Origin of the sequence: Ralstonia sp. 24A2 (genome assembly GCF_051783885.1) — a bacterium.
Taxonomy (GTDB): Bacteria; Pseudomonadota; Gammaproteobacteria; order Burkholderiales; family Burkholderiaceae; genus Ralstonia.
On sequence record NZ_JBPVZD010000001.1, the window covers coordinates 161,083 to 178,651 of the forward strand.

At 63.8% G+C, this 17,569-nt stretch carries 15 protein-coding genes; 6 read left to right on the forward strand and 9 right to left on the reverse strand.

Features of this window, described 5'->3' with window-relative positions:
* The first annotated feature begins 19 nt into the window (after positions 1-19).
* The 5 genes from ACS13N_RS00730 to ACS13N_RS00750 all read left to right on the forward strand — a co-directional run bounded on the left by ACS13N_RS00730 (position 20) and on the right by ACS13N_RS00750 (position 4,919).
* Entirely contained in the window at positions 20-544 is a 525-nt protein-coding gene (locus ACS13N_RS00730; RefSeq protein WP_438929896.1) for an LPS-assembly lipoprotein LptE, read from the forward strand.
* Positions 545-562: 18 nt separating this feature from the next.
* On the forward strand, positions 563-1,639 hold the full coding sequence (gene holA / locus ACS13N_RS00735; protein WP_438929897.1) for a DNA polymerase III subunit delta: 1,077 nt from the start codon (positions 563-565) through the stop codon (positions 1,637-1,639).
* A gap of 63 nt (positions 1,640-1,702) precedes the next feature.
* Positions 1,703-2,983, forward strand: a complete 1,281-nt coding sequence (locus ACS13N_RS00740; protein WP_438929898.1) for a glutamate-5-semialdehyde dehydrogenase — start codon at positions 1,703-1,705, stop codon at positions 2,981-2,983.
* Between the two features lie 88 nt (positions 2,984-3,071).
* Positions 3,072-3,494, forward strand: coding sequence for a CopD family protein (locus ACS13N_RS00745; RefSeq protein WP_438929899.1), 423 nt, complete (start codon positions 3,072-3,074; stop codon positions 3,492-3,494).
* 15 nt (positions 3,495-3,509) lie between these two features.
* On the forward strand, positions 3,510-4,919 hold the full coding sequence (locus ACS13N_RS00750) for a THUMP domain-containing class I SAM-dependent RNA methyltransferase (protein ID WP_438929900.1): 1,410 nt from the start codon (positions 3,510-3,512) through the stop codon (positions 4,917-4,919).
* Between the two features lie 33 nt (positions 4,920-4,952).
* Here the strand turns inward: ACS13N_RS00750 and ACS13N_RS00755 are convergent, their stop codons facing one another.
* The 9 genes from ACS13N_RS00755 to ACS13N_RS00795 form a co-directional block, all read right to left on the reverse strand.
* Complete coding sequence (locus ACS13N_RS00755) at positions 4,953-5,963, reverse strand: response regulator (RefSeq protein ID WP_438929901.1); 1,011 nt, start codon at positions 5,961-5,963, stop codon at positions 4,953-4,955.
* Between the two features lie 76 nt (positions 5,964-6,039).
* Positions 6,040-7,146, reverse strand: coding sequence for a two-component system hybrid sensor histidine kinase/response regulator PhcR (gene phcR / locus ACS13N_RS00760; RefSeq protein ID WP_438929902.1), 1,107 nt, complete (start codon positions 7,144-7,146; stop codon positions 6,040-6,042).
* Positions 7,147-7,154: 8 nt separating this feature from the next.
* Positions 7,155-8,498, reverse strand: coding sequence for a sensor histidine kinase (locus tag ACS13N_RS00765; protein ID WP_438929903.1), 1,344 nt, complete (start codon positions 8,496-8,498; stop codon positions 7,155-7,157).
* Positions 8,499-9,893: a class I SAM-dependent methyltransferase gene (locus ACS13N_RS00770; RefSeq protein WP_438929904.1), complete on the reverse strand. Its 1,395-nt coding sequence runs from the start codon at positions 9,891-9,893 to the stop codon at positions 8,499-8,501.
* A gap of 641 nt (positions 9,894-10,534) precedes the next feature.
* Positions 10,535-11,572 carry a response regulator gene (locus ACS13N_RS00775; protein WP_438929905.1) on the reverse strand — a complete coding sequence of 346 codons (1,038 nt, stop codon included), beginning with the start codon at positions 11,570-11,572 and terminating at the stop codon, positions 10,535-10,537.
* A 187-nt stretch (positions 11,573-11,759) separates the two neighbouring features.
* Positions 11,760-13,220: an NAD(P)(+) transhydrogenase (Re/Si-specific) subunit beta gene (locus ACS13N_RS00780; RefSeq protein WP_438929906.1), complete on the reverse strand. Its 1,461-nt coding sequence runs from the start codon at positions 13,218-13,220 to the stop codon at positions 11,760-11,762.
* The gene (locus ACS13N_RS00785; protein ID WP_048933042.1) at positions 13,220-13,555 is read right to left on the reverse strand and encodes an NAD(P) transhydrogenase subunit alpha; all 336 of its coding nucleotides are present in this window, start codon (positions 13,553-13,555) and stop codon (positions 13,220-13,222) included. Before ACS13N_RS00785 ends, ACS13N_RS00780 begins: the two co-directional genes overlap by 1 nt.
* Positions 13,556-13,633: 78 nt before the next feature.
* Positions 13,634-13,996, reverse strand: coding sequence for an aspartate 1-decarboxylase (gene panD / locus ACS13N_RS00790; protein ID WP_009241493.1), 363 nt, complete (start codon positions 13,994-13,996; stop codon positions 13,634-13,636).
* 82 nt (positions 13,997-14,078) lie between these two features.
* Positions 14,079-15,218: a Re/Si-specific NAD(P)(+) transhydrogenase subunit alpha gene (locus ACS13N_RS00795; RefSeq protein ID WP_048933041.1), complete on the reverse strand. Its 1,140-nt coding sequence runs from the start codon at positions 15,216-15,218 to the stop codon at positions 14,079-14,081.
* 281 nt (positions 15,219-15,499) lie between these two features.
* On the opposite strand from ACS13N_RS00795, the gene ACS13N_RS00800 reads away from it, so the two are divergent.
* Positions 15,500-17,569, forward strand: coding sequence for a TonB-dependent siderophore receptor (locus ACS13N_RS00800; protein WP_438929907.1), 2,070 nt, complete (start codon positions 15,500-15,502; stop codon positions 17,567-17,569).

A 17,569-nucleotide genomic window follows, 5' to 3' on the forward strand; every position in this document is an offset into this window, starting at 1 on the left:
ACTCAAGGAACGCATGGTTATGTCGTTGTCGCGCAGTTTGCCCCGCCGTCGCTTTGGTCGCGCTGTTTTTGCCCTGGCTGTTGCACTGCCAGTGTTGTCTGCCTGCGGCTTCCACATCCGCGGGAATACCGACTTCGCCTTCAAGCGGCTGTACATCAATCTGCCGCAGAACTCGCAGATGCGTGCGCAACTGCGCCGGCTGATCGACAACGGCTCCGACACCATCATCGTGTCGGACAAGAAAGACGCCGATGCGCTGCTCGACGTGCTGGCCGAAGACCGCGTGAAGACCATCTCGTCGCTCACGCCGCAGGGCGTGGTGCGCGAGTACCGCATTACCTATCGCTTCCGCTTCCAGCTGCGTGATGCGCACGACAACATGCTGATCCCGCCGTCGGAGATCACGCAGTTCCGTGACCTGTCGTACAACGAAACGCAGGTGTTGGCCAAGGATTACGAAGAAGCGGCGCTCTATCGGGACATGCAGGGCGACACGATCAACCAGCTCGTGCGGCGACTGGGCGCCGTGAAGCTGCCGTCGTAGGCGGCGGCCGTTCTGGTCATGCAACTGCGGCTCGACGCGCTCGAAGGGCATCTCAAACAGGCCGGTACCAAGGGCTTGGCACCGCTGTATGTGGTGCACGGTGACGAGCACCTGCTCGTGCTGGAGGCTGTTGATGCGCTGCGCCAGGCCGCACGCGCACAAGGCTTCACCGAGCGTGAGGTGATGAGCGTCGAGCGCGGCTTCTCATGGTCGCGCGTGACCGAGGCCCAGCAATCGATGTCGCTGTTTGGCGACCGCAAGATCGTCGAGCTACGCATTCCGTCGGGCAAGCCCGGCAAGGACGGCGGCGAGGCCTTGCGCGCATTGGCAGCGGGCACGCCCTCCGGCCCCGCCACCGACACCCTCACGCTGATTACGCTGCCGCGCCTGGATTTTGCGACCGCCAAGTCGGCCTGGTTCGCGGCGCTCGAAGGTGCGGGCGTGTCGATCAAGGTCGACTCGGTGGACCGCACCAAGCTGCCCGGCTGGATCGGCGAGCGCCTCGCGCGCCAGCAGCAGCGCGTGGAACCCGGCGAGCCTGGCCGACGTGCTCTGCAGTTCATTGCCGACCGCGTGGAAGGCAACCTGCTGGCCGCGCACCAGGAGATCCAGAAGCTCGGCCTGCTGCATCCGCCGGGCGTACTGACATTCGACGATGTGCACGATGCGGTGCTCAACGTGGCGCGTTACGACGTGTTCAAGCTGTCCGAAGCGATGCTGGCCGGTGACGTGCCGCGCCTGGTGCGCATGCTGGAGGGCTTGCGCGGAGAGGGCGAGGCCACGGTGCTGGTGCTCTGGACGTTGACCGAAGAAATCCGCGTATTATCAAAAATCGCGTCGGGCGCGGCCCAGGGCAAGCCGGTCGCGTCGATGCTGCGCGAGCTGCGGGTCTGGGGCCCACGCGAACGGCTGGTGCCGCAGGCGGCGCAGCGGCTGTCGCAGCGGGAGCTGGAAGGCGCGCTGGCCATGGCAGCGAAGCTGGATCGGCAGGTCAAAGGCCTGCGCGAACCCTCGCTGCCCGCCGAACCCTGGGATGGTCTGCTGCAATTGGCGATGCGCATTGCGCGGCCGGGCAGCCTGCCAGTCCCGGCGTAGTCCGCCGCATCACGATCTTTTTCTCACATTGAATTCGCCGGCAGTTCGCCGGCCGCGATCATCATGAAGCAGCTCGACGTGAACGAATACATGGCCCTGGTCGGCCGTCAGGCGCGTGCCGCCTCGCGGGGCATGGCCCGCGCTGGCACCGCGCAGAAAAACCGTGCGTTGCTGCACATCGCAGCTGCCATCCGTCGCGATGCCGCCAAGCTCAAAGAGATCAACGCCCGCGACGTCGAACGCGCCCGCGCCAACGGCCAGGACGCAGCCTTCATTGATCGCCTCACGCTCACCGACCGCGCCATCGACACCATGGCTGCCGGCCTGGAGCAGATCGCCGCGCTGGCAGACCCGATCGGCGAGATCAGCAACATGAAGTTCCGCCCGACCGGCATCCAGGTTGGCCAGATGCGCGTGCCGCTGGGTGTGATCGGCATCATCTACGAGTCGCGCCCGAATGTGACGGTCGATGCCGCAGCGCTGTGCATCAAGTCGGGCAATGCGACCATCCTGCGTGGCGGTTCGGAAGCGATCGAGTCGAACGGTGCGCTGGCCGCGCTGATCGAAGAAGGATTGGCCGATGCCGGTCTGCCGGCCAATGCCGTGCAAGTGGTGGCTACCACGGATCGCGCCGCAGTCGGCAAGCTCATCACCATGACGGAGTACGTCGACGTGATCGTGCCGCGCGGCGGCAAGAGCCTGATCGCGCGCCTGATGGAGGAGGCGCGCGTGCCGATGATCAAGCACCTGGACGGCATCTGCCACGTCTACATCGACGCCGATGCCGACATCGAAAAGGCCGTGCGTGTATGTGACAACGCCAAGACGCAGCGCTACGCGCCGTGCAACACGATGGAAACGCTGCTCGTGTCGCGCGACATCGCTGCGCGTGCGCTGCCGCCGCTGGTGAAGATCTACCAGGACAAGGGCGTCGAGCTGCGCGTCTGCCCGGCCACGCGTGCCACGCTGGAAGCCGCCGGCTTCGGCAACCTGAAAGACGCCGTCGAAGCCGACTGGCACACCGAATACCTCGCACCGATCCTGTCGATCCGCACCGTTGACGGGCTGGACGCGGCCATCGAGCACATCAACACCTACGGCTCGGCGCATACCGATTCGATCATCACTGAGAACTACTCGACCGGCATGCGTTTCCTGCGCGAAGTCGATTCGGCCAGCGTGATGATCAACGCCTCCACGCGTTTTGCCGATGGCTTCGAGTACGGCCTGGGCGCCGAGATCGGCATCTCCAACGACAAGCTGCACGCACGCGGGCCGGTCGGGCTGGAAGGGCTGACCTCGCTCAAATACGTCGTGTTCGGGCACGGCGAGATTCGCACCTGATGCTTCGCTTTGCACAATGAGCACCGCCATGAGCGGCGCGCAACGTTTTTAACCGATCGCGTTTCACTGGATTCACAGGACTGTTCGCATGCTCTGGGTCAAAGCCTTTCACATCGTCTTCGTCGCATCGTGGTTTGCCGGACTGTTCTATCTGCCGCGCATCTTCGTCAACCTGGCGATGGAAACCGAGCGCGCGGCCGTCACGCGCCTGCTCATCATGGCACGCAAGCTGTTCCGCTTTACGACCATGTTGGCGATCGTCGCGATCCTGCTCGGCCTGTGGCTGCTCTTTGGTTACCGCATTGGCTTGACGCCCCCCAATGGCTGGATGCACGCCAAGCTGGCGTTGGTGCTGGTGGCGATCGGCTACCACCACGGCTGCGGCGTGCTGCTGCGCAAATTCGAGGCGGGTGCCAACAAGCGCTCGCACACGTTCTACCGCTGGTTCAATGAGCTGCCGGTGCTGTTGTTGTTGGCGATCACGATCCTCGTCGTGGTCAAGCCGTTCTGATTTTTCTGTTTTCCGATGGCAACTGCTTACTTTGCGCCGTGCCCCCGTGGGCTGGAACAAGCGCTGGCCGATGAACTGGCCGAGATATCCATCCGCCCCGAGGTGGATGAACTGGCTGCGTTCGAGGTGGGCCGTACCGTGCCGGGCGGCGTGCACTTCTTCGGCACGCAGGGTGCGGCGTATGCCGTCAACCTGCACAGCCGCATCGCCAGCCGCGTGCTGATGCGCCTGGCGTCGCGCGGGTACCGCTCGGAAGACGACATCTACGCGTTGGCCGCCGCGCAACGTTGGGAAGACTACTTCACACCCGACGAGATGATCCGCGTGGATGTGACAGCGCACAAATCGCCGTTGCAAAGCCTCAAGTTCGTGGGCCTGCGGGTGAAGGATGGCGTGTGTGACCGTTTCCGCCAGCGCACCGGTGCGCGCCCCAGCGTCGACACCGTCTCGCCCGACGTGCGCATCTACGCGTACCTGACCGAGACCGATTGCACGATCTACCTCGATACCACCGGCGAGCCGCTCTTCAAGCGCGGCTGGCGTGAGGAGAAAGGCGAGGCGCCGTTGAAGGAAAACCTCGCGGCCGGCATTCTGCGCCTGACCGGCTGGACCGGCGCGCATGGCCAGCCGTTCTATGACCCGATGTGCGGCAGCGGCACGTTCCTCGTCGAAGCTGCGCAGCGCGCGTTGGGCATTGCACCCGGTGGCAAGCGGGCTTTCGCCTGCGAGTGGCTGCAGGACCACGACGCCAAGTGCTTCAAGCGCTTGCGCGAAGCCGCTGCGGATGCGGCAGCCGCATCCATGCGTCGTGCGCCGCCGCTGGTGGCCGGTGCTGACATTTCCACCGACATGCTGGCTTACGCCAAGGCCAACTGGCAGCGTGCCGGTCTGCCCGGCGAGCCGCTGCTCAAGCAGGTCGATGCACGTTTTGGCAAGCCGCCGTTCGAGGCTGCCGGCGTGTTGCTGATGAACCCGCCGTACGGCGAGCGTATCGCCGTGCGCGGTGCGCAGGGTTCGCGCCGCCGCCGACCGGAAGGCGAAGGAGAGGATGACGGCACCGTGTTCGAGCGCGCAAGCCGTGCGATGGGCGCCCCGCGTGATGACGCTCGCCGCCCCGTGCGCGAGTTGCGTCAGCCTGAACCGCCGGCACCTGTTGATCCGGTGGAAGAAGCTGCCGCCAACGAATTCGCCCAGGCCTTTGCGGGCACGCTCAAGCGTGAATTCTCTGGCTGGAAAGCGTTTGTCTTTACCGGCGATCTTTCGATGCCGCGCCGTATGCGGCTGAAAGAATCGCAGCGCACGCCGCTCTATAACGGCAACATCGAATGCCGCCTGTTCCGCTTCGAGATGGTGAAGGGGGGTATGCGCGATCGCCCCGCCCGCGATACGGCTTCGGGTTCCGAAAACGACAACGCCGACGCATAAGCATCGGCGTTGTGCGAAAGGCTGCTGGCAGAATCAAGCGGCCTGCTGACTCTCCTGGAAGTGTTCCATCCAGCCCGCCAACTGGTCTGGTGTGAGTTGCGTCAGGTGATCGACCAAGCGCAGCTTGACGGTGGCGCCGTCGCGCTCAGCCTTGATCGACCAGCCTTTGCCGTCGAGCCACAGCAGGAAGGCCAGCCACTTGGCATGCGCTTCCGACACCTTGTGCGTTGACGCGGCCTCCAGAAATTCCGTCAGCGTGGTGAGGTCGATCACGGCTGCCGCATCACCGCCGGCCGGCGAGACTTTGCCTTGCAGCACTTCGATCAGCACATCCAATGCCTGCGTGGCAGGCGTGCTGTCGAACCGTGACGACAGGTCTTGATAAATCTGCCGCACCGCGTGGCTCAGCTCACCGGTGCGCAGGCTTTCTTCGCCGACGAGCTCGGTGTAATCCTTGACTGCCCAATCCGGCTGTTCCATGGCGTGCAGCCCGACGGCCGCCGCCGCGTGCAGGTAATCGTTGACTGCGCTGAACGACGGCAGCCCGGACACCGCCAGATACAGCGTCTGCAGCGCGCCGATGCGATGCGTGAGCGTCTGGCTCTGGCGCACGGTCATCTTCTCGCGCAGCAGGGCATCGCGCTCGCGGCGCAGGTCGGAGAACTCCAGCGCCTGCTTGAGCTCCACGCGCAGCGCGGTGATGTCCCACGGCTTCTTGATGTAGCGGTGGATCTGCCCCTGGTTGACGGCCTCCACCGTGTCCTCGATTTCCGAGTAGGCGGTGGTCAGGATGCGCACCAGGTGCGGATAGCGTTCGCGCGCATAGCGCAGCAGTTCGTTGCCAAGCTCACCGGGCATGCGCTGGTCGGATACGAGTACGCCCAGTGTGGCGGCGTGCTGGTCGAGCATGCGCTTGCCTTCTTCGACCGAGGTGGCGGTGACGACCGGCGCCAGTGAACCGATGGCACGGCCGAAGTAAGTCAGCGCCAATGTCTCGTCGTCCACGTACAGGATCTTGGGCTCATTGCCCCCGGGATTGGTCATCCATCACTCCTCATAGCAAATGCGGTCAATGCGCGGATCATGTTCGGCGTGGTTCGTGTGCGTATTGTTGATGGTGTCATGGGAACGTCAGAGTCACGCGCGTGCCTGCGCTGGGTGCAGAGTCAATCGCAATCGCTCCCCCGAACGATTGCATGATCCGCGTACAAAAAATCATGCCCATGCCGTTGCCGCCTTCTTCGGCGCGCGTCGTCACGGGGTCGATGGTCAGCCGCTTGAGGACGTCCGGGGCGATGCCGGGGCCGTTGTCCTCGATGCGGATCATGTGGCGGATGCCGTTGGCTTCCGGCACGTTGCGCGCGATGATCTCCAAGTGCGGCACTTCGGTGCGCCGCAGCGCGTGCAGCGCATTGCTCGTCAGCGACGACAGCACCAGCATCACGCAGTTGGGCAGCGTAGCGATCGGGAAATCCTGCTCCACGCGGTACGACACCCATTCACGCTGCGCACTGGTGAACGGGTACGTATCGAACAGCGAGCGGATCAATCCGCTGGCGCTGTTGGGCGTGGCCGCCGTACCGGGTTTGCCGTAGGTGTTGCGCACCGAATTCAGGAACGTGGCGATCACTGACAGGCAATAGCGCGCGTTGTCCTGTACGCGGTCGGCTGCGCGGCCGATGTCAGGCAGTGCCTCCGGCACGAACACGGTCTGATCCACGCGCATGCGGATGCCGCGCGCAAAGTTGGAGATGGCCGCCAGCGGTGTGTTCAGCTCGTGCGCAAGGAAGGCCAGCGTCTCGTCAATCGCCATCAGGCGCTGCGTGCGCAGCAGCCGGTCCTGGCGCAGCGCCAGCGCTTCCTGCAGCGAGCGCCGCACGTCTTCCGGCTTGTAGGGCTTCTCCAGGATCTTGAACACGCGGCCGGTGTTGACGGCCTGGATCAACAGGTCCTTGTCGGCATATGCAGTGACGAGGATGGTGGCGATGTCGCCGTACTCCGCGTCAATGAAGCGCAGCAGTTCCGTGCCGTTGCCGCCGGGCATGCGGAAGTCCGTCAGCACCACGCTGATGCGCTCGTGCGCGTCGTGCAGTACGGTCTTGGCTTCCTCTACGCTGTTGGCCGTCAGCACCTCGTAGCCGTCGCCGATCGTGCGCGCGAACCACTTGCAGGCCTGCAGCTCGTCGTCGACGTAGAGGATGGTGACGGTGTCCGGCGTGATGTCCATGATGCGTCCTACTCCGAGCGCGGCAGATCGAACGTGAAGCGTGCCCATTCGCCTTCCTGGCTCGTCACGGCAAGTGTGCCGCCGTGGCGCTGGATCACGCTGTAGCTGATCGACAGGCCCAGTCCCAGGCCCTTGCCGACATCGCGTGTGGTGAAGAACGGCTCGAACACGCGCGACAGGTTCTTCTCGGAAATACCCGGGCCGTTGTCGGTCACGACCACGTGCAGTCGGCTGTCGATCCACTCGGCGGCGATCTCGATGCGCGGGTTCTCGCGCTGCACCTTCTGCATGGCCAGCGCCGCGTTCGACAGCAGGTTGATGAGCACACCGATGATGGCCGCTTCGTCGCCGCGCACCAGCGTGTCGGGCGGTAGCTTGCGTTCGACGTTCACACCGCGTAATTCGTGGCTCGTCAGGCGGACGGCCGAATCGATGGCTTTCTCCACCAAGAAGGGGGCATCGGCCTCGCCTTTCTCGGGGCTGCGATAGGCGAAGGTCTTCAGGTCCGACACGATATGCTGCACGCGCTGCATGCCTTCCTTGGCGTCGGCCAGGCATTCGAGCAGCATGGGGCTGTCCTTGGCAACCGGGTCTTCCTGCGCCACGGCCACCGCCATCAGGCAGAAGTTGACCGGGTTGTTGATCTCGTGCAGCAAGCCCGCCGACAGCGTGCCGATGGCAGCCATCTTCTCCTGCTGCAAAAGCTGGCCCTTGATCTCCACCAGGTTGGTATTGGTGGATTCAAGCTGGAGGTTCTTGTCGGCAACTTCCTCTTTCAGCTTGAAGAGCTGGAACCGGCTGCTTTCGTTGAAGTAGGTACAGAAGACACCCAACGTCGACGTGAAGATCAGGAACTGCGAGTTCACGAAGAACGTACTGCCGGTCACGCTGGCCGGGTCGTGCGCCAGGCACGCCAGGAAGTACAGCGAATAGGTGATCAGTCCGAAGCCGATGGTCTGCTTGGTATTGAACGGCAGCACGCTGCCCGCCGCAAAGACGGCCAGGTGCAGGCCGGTTGCGTAGATCGAGTGCGTGCCCTCCGTGACGGAGATCATCCACGCGATCATGATCTGCGGAAAGCACAACCAGAGCAGGGTCAGATACGACAGCCGTTGCCTTCCCCATCGCGTTGGCAGGATCAGATAGATGACCAGGATCAGCAGCGAGACGAAGACGCGTGCAAAGAAGAACGGCTTCAGATTGCCCGGATAGGTGTTGTAGTCGAGGCCGGCGCCCATCAGCACCAGCACGATACCGACCAGCGCCGTGGTCCGGCTGAATGACAGCCGGAAGCCTTCACGCTCGGCGCGGTAGAACGCGCTCTTCAGGGGATCAATTGCGCGCTCGGTCATCTAGATCACCGTTGCCTCGCTGAACACGTTGACGCCGGTGGTGTCGACGTAGGCCTTGATGTCCTGGCACGCTTCTTCCGGGAAGGTGGCCGAGAGTTGTTCCTCGTTTCGATAGATCAGGTACCACTCGAGCAGATGCTCCATGGTGAAGAGCCGCTCCGGGTTGTCTGAGTGCACGTTGGTGGCCAGGATGCGACCGCCCGGGCGGGTGCGTGTCGTGAAGTAAGTCAGCAGTCGGTTGCAGACCTTGTCCGAGATGTAGTCGAACAGCCCCGCGCAATAGACGGCATCGCAATCGCGCACTTCCTCGGCCCTGCGTGCTGGGCGCTTGATGAGTTCATGCACCGATTGGTGAACGAACTCAGCCTGCAGCGTGGTGCCGCCCTGCCGGGCCGCCTCGGTCAACCGCGCCTTGGCGTAGTCCAGGGTCTCCTGGCTGAAGTCGATCAACTCGAACTCGAGCAGGTGCGGCTCTTCAAACTCGCGCAGGAAGCGCTGGATTTCCACTGCCGGGCCGCAACCGAGATTCATGACGCGGTACCGGCGTCCCTCGGCCTTGGCCTGCATCGCCAGCTTCTTGAGAAAGTCGACCAGGATATCGATGCGGTTTCTGTGCGCTTGGGCAACCTGCGCTTTCAGGAATGTGACATTGATGATCTGGAAATAGGTGCTTGGGCCATCCTGGGGGTCCCCCAGAATCTGGTTGACCATCTCATAGTCACCCGCGTAGCCCAGCGGCTTGGTGAAGGTACGGTGCACGAACGGCGAGCGCAGCAGCAGCGGATGCAGGGCGGTCTGCGCGAAGGCGCGGTGGGACGGTGCCAGGCTGGCTTCAATGTCGGCGGCCTCCGCCTCCAGGATGTCCAAGTAGTGCTTGACCCGCAGCATGACCGGCTCCGCCAGTTCCATGAAGACATCGGGGCGCAGCTTGCTGTCTTCGCGCGGCAAAGTCTTGGACAAGTCGACCTGTTCGACCCAGCGCGAGACCTCCGCCAGGAAGGCGCGCATTTCATTGATGACGAGCTGGTATTCGCGCCGGATGCGGAAGCGTTCTTGCCAATCCCGCACGAACGTTCGCGCTTCTTCGCCGACGGAAGCGGGCGTGTCGGCCACCTCCGACAGCTCGCGCCATTCATCAATGAGCGTGAGCGAGACGACAGCGGTCAGGCCGGTGTTGACCAGGCTGATCACCACCGCCTTGCCTAGATAGACCTGACGCGTACCGATCTTGATCGCCAGGTCGGAGAGGACCTCGCTCACCTGCACGATCGAGTACGGGTTGTAGATCTCCATCACCAAGGCACGCCGCTGCAGCGTGATGATGGTGCCGCGGACCTGCTGACCCTGGGAGTTGCGGAAGCTGACTGCCGGATCGATTTGGTTGGGTGAGTACACGGTGCGAATTTGCCGGAGACTTCAGGGAAAACGTCTGCCAAGCGGGACGCTCACTCCAACAACCGCGCGCCCGGGCCCGCACTGCAATTTCGGGCACAGCGAACACAGCACCACCGCAGCGAGAGACCGCCGGGCATGCCGTCGCATCAGTCGTGAAAGCGTGCTTGAAGCCGTCCGCTGGCCGCGCCTACCGCGCATCGGCCCGGGGCGTCTCTCGCCCAAACCCGCTTCGAGAAGATCAGAGATGGCGACCTGCCATTGCGAAAGCGAACAGGCTTGCGCAACCTGCAGATCCACAGCGTGGCAACGGGAATCGTGCGACCGCAAACAGACTGGAACGATGCACTCCCCTGACATCCGCGACACGCGCTGACTTGGCGCGCGGCCCGCTGCTGCATCCCAAATCGTCTCTCAAGGAGAATCCCGCACAGTAATACTTTCGGAGCGCCGTACCGCAGATTGCCTGCCGACGCTCTCGCATCGCCATGATGCCGCAGCACTGCCACGGTTGCATCGGGGCGATTGCGCCGGCGCATGCTCTGACGTCATGCATGCCGGGTGACTCAAACGATTGTACTTGCCGAATGTAGCCCACACAATGTGGATTCCCGCAGTGCAACGCAAATCAGAATGTGCTGTTTTCAGCGCGGCTTGCGGCCGGTGAGCGCATCCGGATCCTGCTTGTAGTTGGCGAGGAACTGGGTATAGCTGTAGACCTGTGCGGGCAGCAGGTGGCTGGGCATATCGAACAGCGCGTAGTAGTACGGCTCGCGACCCTGGCACACCTCAGCCGGCAGACAGTATTGCTCCCACTCCACACACGCAGGCGTGTACATGCCGTCGCCCGGCCAGAAGAACGGCACGATCTGCTTGTCGTGCAGGCCCTTGAGTAAGACGTCGGGCGCGTTGTAGGCCTCAGCGTTTTCCAGATGCGTGAGCATGCTCGCATTGGTCTCGATGACCATGAGCGTGGCGCGTCCATCGGCGGTGAGCAGCAGCACGCCGGCCGGATGCGGGTACAGGTAGTACTCGATGAAGCGGTAACGCGCAGACAGATCGAGCACAAGCTGGGTGACCGCCGGGTCCGACAGGAAGCTGAACGAGTGGCGCGACAGCAACTCGCGCAGCGTGCTCGACAGGCGGCTGAAGTAGCGCATCTGCAGCGCTTCGATCTCCGCACCCAGGCGCTCGGCCATGGCCGGGTGATCCTTCTTGATGTAGCGATCGATCAGCCCATCGTTGAAACCCTGCACGGCGATGTTCTCGTCGGCCATACCGGTGAGTAGGATCGTCATGCACGGCAGCTCTTTGAGCTTGGCGCAGAACTCCAGCCCGTTCATGCGCGGCATGGAGTAGTCCACCACGATCACCGACGGTTGCAGGAAGCGGTTGACCTCATGGATCTGACGGTAGACGCGATCGACGTCGAGCTGGATGGTACGGCGCTCGCTGGAGAAGGTGAGATCGTCGTGCGTGACGCGCACCGGCAGGAAGCCCGGCATGCGCAGTGAATGCCACTGGCGCAGCCACGCTAGCGCCTCATCCGGATCATTGAAGGCCAGCATTGCCCGCGACGGGTCCATCTGGAACCCGAGGCTTTCCACGAACGACTGGCTGTCGTCGACCACCACAGTCAGGGTCGGGTGGAAATAGACCGGCAGGGCGCTGTCCTGTTGCATACGTCGGGATGGATGGAAGAGGGGGCCGAAAAAAGGGGGAAGAAGGGCAAAAGAGGCGGCGCCGGCCGGTGTGGCCGACGCTGCCTGTTAGCACTAAGTTACTGCCTGCCGCCGCCGGGGGCAAGCGGAACGGGGGTGAACTGATGCCGCAACCTGAAGGCGGATTGACGGCAGTCAGCGCATCGCCTTAATCCACCGATTTCACCATATCTTCCACCACCTTCTTAGCATCGCCGAACACCATCATCGTCTTGTCCATATAGAACAGCTCGTTGTCGAGCCCGGCGTAGCCGGCGTTCATGGAGCGTTTGTTGACGATGATCGTCTTGGCCTTGTACGCCTCCAGGATCGGCATGCCGGCAATGGGTGATTTCGGATCGTTCTTGGCGGCCGGGTTGACCACGTCGTTGGCGCCGAGCACCAGCACCACGTCGGCCTGGCCGAATTCACCGTTAATGTCTTCCATCTCAAAGACCTGGTCGTACGGCACCTCGGCTTCGGCCAACAGCACGTTCATGTGGCCTGGCATGCGCCCCGCGACCGGGTGGATGGCGTACTTGACCGTCACGCCCTTGTCCGACAGCTTTTCGGTCAGTTCCTTCAGGGCGTGCTGCGCGCGCGCCACGGCCAGACCGTAGCCCGGGACGATGATGACCGTCTCGGCGTTGCCCATGAGGAAGGCGGCATCATCCGGCGAGCCCGACTTGACTGGGCGCTGCTGCCCGCCACCGCCCGCCGCCGCCCCGGCGGAAGCCTCCGAACCGAAGCCGCCCAGGATCACGTTGAAGAACGACCGGTTCATCGCCTTGCACATGATGTAAGACAGAATTGCACCGGACGAACCTACCAGCGAACCCGCGATGATCAGCATCGGGTTGTTCAGCGAGAAGCCGATGCCTGCGGCCGCCCAGCCCGAATACGAGTTCAGCATCGACACCACCACCGGCATGTCGGCGCCGCCGATCGGGATGATGATCAGCACGCCCAGCACGAAGGCGATGGCCGTCATGATGATGAAGGGCAGCCAGCTTTGCGTCAGGAAGAACAGGATGCCGAAGCCCAGCATGGCCACCGCCAGCAGCAAGTTCAGCATGTGCTGGCCGGCAAACTGCACCGGCGCGCCCTGGAACAGGCGGAACTTGTACTTGCCCGACAGCTTGCCGAAGGCGATCACCGAACCGGAGAAGGTGATAGCACCGACGAACGTGCCGATGAACAGCTCCACGCGGTTGCCCAGCGGCAGCACGTTGTCGCCGGCCATGGTGATGCCGAAGGCCGACGGTTCGGCCACGGCGGCCACGGCAATGCACACCGCCGCCAGACCGATCAGCGAGTGCATGGCCGCCACCAGCTCGGGCATCTTGGTCATCTCGACCGTGCGCGCCACATAGGCACCGATGCCGCCGCCGACCACCAGGCCCGTGAAGATCAGGATGAAGCCGGTCGACGTGCCGCTCTCGGTGCCGGCAAACATCTCCGACTTGAGTTTGTAGATCAGCGCAATCGTCGTGACAGCGGCGATCGCCATGCCGGTCATGCCGAACGCGTTGCCGCGCCGCGCCGTGGTCGGATGCGACAAGCCCTTGAGCGCCTGGATGAAGCAGACCGACGCCAGCAGATACAGCAGGGTGACGAGGTTCATGCTCATTACTTGGTCTCCCCGCTTGTGCCATTTGCGCCGGCCTTAGCCTTCGGTTCTTTCTTCTTGAACATCTCCAGCATGCGCTGGGTGACCAGGAAGCCGCCAAACACGTTGACTGCTGCCAGTGCCACTGCCACCACGCCCATCGTGCGGCCCAGCCCCGTCTGTGTGAGGCCCGCTGCCAGCATGGCGCCGACGATGATGATGGCCGAGATGGCGTTGGTCACAGCCATCAGCGGCGTATGCAGCGCCGGGGTGACCGTCCAGACCACGTGGTAGCCGACGTAGATCGCCAGCACGAAGATGATCAGGTTGATCACCGTGTGATTGACCAGCTCCATTTGGGTGCTCCTCCTCGCTTCTTGGTCGATGTGCAGTGCAGCCCCGCGTTGGTTGTTCTGCGGGGCCGTTTCCGCGCGTCAGGTTTCCTTGATGGCCTTGATCTTGTTGCCTTCGCCCAGCAGCACGACCTTGGGCTTGTAGCTGGCGACTTCTTCTTCGTTCATCGGCGCATAGGTGCAGATGATGAGCAGGTCACCCACGTGCGCGCGGCGTGCAGCGGCGCCGTTGAGCGAGATCTCGCCCGAGCCGCGCTTGCCCTTGATGATGTACGTCGAGAAGCGCTCGCCGTTGTTGACGTTGTACAGCTCGATCTTTTCGTATTCGCGCATGTCGGCGGCGTCGAGGAGGTCCTCGTCGATGCCGCACGAACCCTCATAGTCCAGATCGGCCTGGGTGACCGTCGCGCGGTGTAGCTTGGCGCGAAGCATGTTGCGTTGCATGAAGCTTTCCTTGAAACAAAGATGAAATCGCCACTGGCGGCTTGGCGACGTTGTGACGCCTGCTGGGCCGCCGTCTCCGTTCTTATTTGGCGGCGCTCGTGGCAGCGGGAGCGCGCACCACCTGGCCGGCCTGACTCAACAGGCAGGCGGCCACGATGTCGTCTTCGAGGTTGATGGCGAGGCCACCATCCTTGTCGATGATCAGCTTGAGGAAATCCAGCACGTTGCGCGCATAGAGGGCAGAGGCATCGGCCGCCACCATCGACGCGAGGTTGGTGTAGCCCACCAGCGTGACGCCGTGCTTGACGACCACGCGATCGGCTTCCGTCAGTGGGCAATTGCCGCCCTGCGCGGCCGCCAGGTCGACCACCACCGAGCCCGGCTTCATGGCCTGCACGGTGGCTTCGGATAGCAGCGTCGGTGCGCGGCGGCCCGGGATCAGCGCAGTGGTGATGACGATGTCGGCCTGGCTTGCGCGTGTATGCACAAGCTCAGCCTGGCGGCGCATCCAGTCGGGCGGCATCGGGCGGGCATAGCCGCCCACGCCCTGCGCAATCTCGCGTTCTTCATCCGTCAGGAACGGCACGTCGAGGAATTTGGCGCCCAGCGATTCGATCTGCTCCTTCACGGCGGGGCGCACGTCGGAGGCTTCGATGACCGCGCCCAGGCGTTTGGCCGTCGCAATCGCCTGCAAGCCCGCCACACCGGCGCCGAGGATCAGCACGCGCGCGGCCTTTACCGTGCCGGCGGCGGTCATCAGCATCGGCATGAAGCGCTGGTAGTGGTTCGCGGCCACCATCACCGCCTTGTAGCCGGCAATGTTGGCCTGCGAGGAGAGCACGTCCATGCTTTGCGCGCGCGTGGTGCGCGGCGCGGCTTCCAGCGCGAACGCGGTGACGTTGGCCGCAGCCAGGCGCGCGGTGTTCTCGTCATCAAACGGGTTGAGCATGCCGACCAACACGGCGCCGGCTTGCATCTGCGCAAGCTCTGCGGGTTCCGGTGAGCGCACCTTGAGCACGATCTGTGCGCCCAGTGCCTCGGCAGCGGTGCCGATCTTGGCGCCGACAGCCACGTAGGCCTCGTCGGGCTGCGCGGCCGCCACCCCGGCGCCGGATTGCACCGTCACCTGATGGCCTTGCGCCACGTACTTCTTGATCGTCTCCGGGGTCGCGGCAACGCGCGTCTCGTCCGCCCGCGTCTCCTGCGGGATGCCGATGTGCATCGTGTTCTCCTCGTTGTGGTGCGCGCAAGAGGTAAAGAAGGGCGCGCTTTGATCGGTTTTGTTGAACGATGTGCAGCTTACCCGAAGTTTTTGGCCGGCGGACCAGCCTTAGAACTGACCCTAAAAATGAGAATTTGCTGAGTAACAGACTGCGCGCCCCGAAAACTCTGTTGCAACAGAGTTGCAATTTCGATACGGTGGGCGTTTTTCACGGTTCGATTGTTGCCATGCAGCGTAGACGTTCAACGGTCCGTCCGCATCTGAGATGGAGTTTGGTTGGAATGGTTTTGTGCGGTGCGCCAGAAATGGCCGACGCCGAGGCCGCCCCAACGTTTGCGCTGGAAGAGGTCGTCGTGCGCGGCCAGGCGGGGGAACGTTTGCGGGCACGCCGCGCCAGCTCCGCCACCCTGACGGACACGCAGCTCAAGGACGTGCCCCAATCCGTTGGCGTGGTGACACGCACGGCGCTCGACGATTTCGGGGCGACGCGCCTGGACACCGCGCTCGACTGGGTCAGCGGCATCAGCCGGCAGAACAACCTGGGCGGCATGGCCGACAACTTCGCCATCCGCGGGTTTGCCGGCGACATCAATACGGGCGCCGACTACCTCGTCAACGGCTTCTCGGCCAACCGGGCGAACAACGTGCCGGTGGATGCCATCAACATTGCGCGCATTGATGTGCTCAAAGGGCCGTCTGCGGCGCTGTACGGGCGCAGTGACCCGGGCGGCATCGTCAACATCGTGACGCGTACGCCGCAGTTCAAGCCGTCGCGTGAGATCACGCTGTCGGTGGGCAGCCACGATCAATACCGGCTGGCGACGGAGGTGACCGGGCCGCTGTCCGAGCGATTGGCCTACCGCCTGGGTGTGGCGGCGGAGAGCAACCACAGCTTTCGCGATTTTTCGTCGAGCCGGCGCTATGTGATCGCGCCGTCGTTCACGTGGCTGGCGACGGACGATACGGTGGTGACGTATGCGTTTGAAGCGGCGCAACTGAAGGCGCCGTTCGACCGGGGCATCGTTGCCATCAACAAGCAGTTGGGTGCGCTGCCCAATTCGCGCTTCCTAGGCGAGCCGGGGGATGGCGGTACGACGGTGCGCACGCAAAGCCATCAACTGACCGCGGAACATCAACTCAACGAGGGCTGGAAGTTGAACGCTGGGCTGTCGTACCGGACGTCGGAACTGTTCGGCAAATCGTCGGACGCGTCGCGATTGCTGGCCGACGGCCGCACGCTGTGGCGCCAGGCACGGGAGCGCGATTACCACGCCAATGATCTGGCTGGCCGCGTCGACGTGCAAGGCGACGTGCATACCGGCACGATCAAGCACACGCTGGTGGCCGGCGCGGATTTCTACAACTTCCGCTACGACCCGGTGATGTACCGCGCGAATCCGAGCGCCTCTGCGCCGTATGCGATCGACATCTTCAACCCGGTCTACGGACAACCGCGACCGGCCCTGCGGCCGAGCATCAGCACGCGCGAAACCCAGCGCGGCTTTGGCGCGTTCGTGCAAGACCAGATCACGCTGACACCGCAATGGAAGCTGCTGGCCGGCGTGCGCATGGACCGCTTCCTGCAGCATGCCGACAACCGCCTGACGGGCGAGAGCGTCTCGCAACAGCAGACGGCGTACAGCCCGCGCTTGGGGCTGGTCTATCAGCCGACGCAGACGCTGTCGCTCTACGCCAATACCTCGCGCTCGTTCCGGCCGAATACCGGCACGGGTGCGCAGGGCAATGCGTTTGCGCCCGAGCGCGGGCGTGGCTATGAGGTCGGCGCCAAGCTGGAAACCGCCGACGGCAAGTTCGGCGGCACGCTGGCGCTGTATTCGATCGACAAGACCAATGTGCTGACGGGCGATCCGCGTGACCCGACGTTCCAGCGCACGGCCGGCGCCGTGCGCAGCCGCGGCGTGGAACTGGATGTATCGGGCCAGGTGACGGCCAACCTCAAGGTGATGGGCGCGTACGCCTACACCGATGCTACGGTGACGGCCGATACGGTGTTGCCGGCTGGGGCGCCGCTCTCCAACATTCCGCGCCACAGCGCGAGCGTGCTCGGCCTGTATGAGTTCGGTGCCGGAGCGCTCGGCCGGGCAGGTGCGGGCGGTGGCGTGGTCTACGTGGGCGAGCGCGCCGGCAACAGCGTCGACAACGGCTTCAAGCTGCCCGCCTACACCACCGTGCGCCTGCATGGTTATGTGCAGCCGACGCGTGCGCTGCGACTGTCGCTCACCGTCGACAACCTGCTCGACAAGCGCTACTACGCCAGCTCGTACAACGAACTGTGGGTCGCGCCTGGCGCCGAGCGGCAGGTGACGCTGGCCGCGACGTACAAGTTCTGA